Annotated in this window: 1 rRNA gene (cut by a window edge); it reads right to left on the reverse strand. The window is 56.5% G+C overall.

Annotation, left to right across the window (positions count from 1 at the left end):
- Positions 1–40: 40 nt before the first annotated feature.
- Positions 41–1,870: ribosomal RNA gene (locus ACIBLA_RS37515) — 23S ribosomal RNA — on the reverse strand; it runs 1,370 nt beyond the window's last position.

Raw genomic sequence — 1,870 nt, forward strand, 5'->3', positions numbered from 1 at the left:
GTTCGTTGTCTCAGAACTAACACAGTGGACGCGAGCAACTGAGGACAAGCCCTCGGCCTATTAGTACCGGTCAACTCCACACCTCACAGTGCTTCCATATCCGGCCTATCAACCCAGTCGTCTACTGGGAGCCTTACCCCATCAAGTGGGTGGGAGCCCTCATCTCGAAGCAGGCTTCCCGCTTAGATGCTTTCAGCGGTTATCCCTCCCGAACGTAGCCAACCAGCCATGCCCTTGGCAGAACAACTGGCACACCAGAGGTTCGTCCGTCCCGGTCCTCTCGTACTAGGGACAGCCCTTCTCAAGACTCCTACGCGCGCAGCGGATAGGGACCGAACTGTCTCACGACGTTCTAAACCCAGCTCGCGTACCGCTTTAATGGGCGAACAGCCCAACCCTTGGGACCGACTCCAGCCCCAGGATGCGACGAGCCGACATCGAGGTGCCAAACCATCCCGTCGATATGGACTCTTGGGGAAGATCAGCCTGTTATCCCCGGGGTACCTTTTATCCGTTGAGCGACGGCGCTTCCACAAGCCACCGCCGGATCACTAGTCCCGACTTTCGTCCCTGCTCGACCCGTCGGTCTCACAGTCAAGCTCCCTTGTGCACTTACACTCAACACCTGATTACCAACCAGGCTGAGGGAACCTTTGGGCGCCTCCGTTACTCTTTAGGAGGCAACCGCCCCAGTTAAACTACCCATCAGACACTGTCCCTGATCCGGATCACGGACCCAGGTTAGACATCCAGCACGACCAGAGTGGTATTTCAACGACGACTCCACCTGAACTGGCGTCCAAGCTTCACAGTCTCCCACCTATCCTACACAAGCCGAACCGAACACCAATATCAAACTGTAGTAAAGGTCCCGGGGTCTTTCCGTCCTGCTGCGCGAAACGAGCATCTTTACTCGTAATGCAATTTCACCGGGCCTATGGTTGAGACAGTCGAGAAGTCGTTACGCCATTCGTGCAGGTCGGAACTTACCCGACAAGGAATTTCGCTACCTTAGGATGGTTATAGTTACCACCGCCGTTTACTGGCGCTTAAGTTCTCAGCTTCGCCACACCGAAATATGACTAACCGGTCCCCTTAACGTTCCAGCACCGGGCAGGCGTCAGTCCGTATACATCGCCTTACGGCTTCGCACGGACCTGTGTTTTTAGTAAACAGTCGCTTCTCGCTGGTCTCTGCGGCCACCCCCAGCTCAGAGTGCAAGACTCGTCACCAGAAATGGCCCCCCTTCTCCCGAAGTTACGGGGGCATTTTGCCGAGTTCCTTAACCATAGTTCACCCGAACGCCTCGGTATTCTCTACCTGACCACCTGAGTCGGTTTAGGGTACGGGCCGCCATGAAACTCGCTAGAGGCTTTTCTCGACAGCATAGGATCATCCACTTCACCACAATCGGCTCGGCATCAGGTCTCAGACTTATATGCACGACGGATTTACCTACCGTGCGCCCTACACCCTTACCCCGGGACAACCACCGCCCGGGCTGGACTACCTTCCTGCGTCACCCCATCGCTTGCCTACTACCACCTCGGGTCAACGGCTCCACCACTTTCCATTCCCCGAAGGGTCCGGAACGGCTTCACGGTCTTAGCATTAATGGATTCAACACTGGGCGTTTCAAAGCGGGTACCGGAATATCAACCGGTTGTCCATCGACTACGCCTGTCGGCCTCGCCTTAGGTCCCGACTTACCCTGGGCAGATCAGCTTGACCCAGGAACCCTTAGTCAATCGGCGCACACGTTTCCCACGTGTGTATCGCTACTCATGCCTGCATTCTCACTCGTGAACCATCCACCACTGCCTTCCGGCGCGGCTTCACCCGGCACACGACGCTCCCCTACCCATCCCAC

This window comes from Streptomyces sp. NPDC050433 (assembly GCF_044458565.1).
In the GTDB taxonomy this organism is placed as follows: domain Bacteria; phylum Actinomycetota; class Actinomycetes; order Streptomycetales; family Streptomycetaceae; genus Streptomyces.